Origin of the sequence: Mesorhizobium sp. M7A.F.Ca.US.002.01.1.1 (assembly GCF_004022955.1) — a bacterium.
Taxonomy (GTDB): domain Bacteria; phylum Pseudomonadota; class Alphaproteobacteria; order Rhizobiales; family Rhizobiaceae; genus Mesorhizobium; species Mesorhizobium ciceri.
Genome location: NZ_RZQE01001058.1, coordinates 1 through 454, shown reverse-complemented (window position 1 = coordinate 454; position 454 = coordinate 1). Strand labels below are relative to the sequence as shown.

The 454-nt window shown below is 67.2% G+C and carries 1 protein-coding gene; it reads left to right on the top strand.

Annotation, left to right across the window (positions count from 1 at the left end; translation table 11 throughout):
• Positions 1-7: 7 nt before the first annotated feature.
• On the top strand, positions 8-454 hold a 447-nt coding region (locus EN932_RS37680; RefSeq protein ID WP_164890923.1), incomplete at its 3' end, for an MFS transporter.

Here is a 454-nt window from a genome sequence, read left to right as displayed (position 1 = left end):
TGGCAGCATGGTCGCGACCGGCTCGAGCGAAGGCGAAGCAGGAACGCAATGGGCAGCGCTTGCCGGCGTCACCGCGGCACTTGCCATGTTTGGCGCCGCGCAAGGGCTGAGCTCGCCGCTGTTCACATTGCTGATGCAGAAGCAAGGCATGTCGCCGGCGCTGATCGGCCTGTCGGCGGCGATGATGCCGCTCGGGCTGATCCTGTCGGCTTCCTTCGTGCCGGCGGCGGTGCGGCTGGTCGGCGGGCGCAACCTGGCGGTCGGCTGCTCGCTGACCGGCGCGCTCTGCTTCCTGGGCATCGGCTATCTACAGGACTGGGTGGCGTGGTTCGTCATCCGCTTCATCATCGGCGTGGTCATCAATCCGCTTTATATCCTTGGCGAGGTGTGGGCGCTGTCGCTGGCACCGCCGTCGCGGCGCGGCCGGGTGATGGGCGTGTTCAACACGCTGATG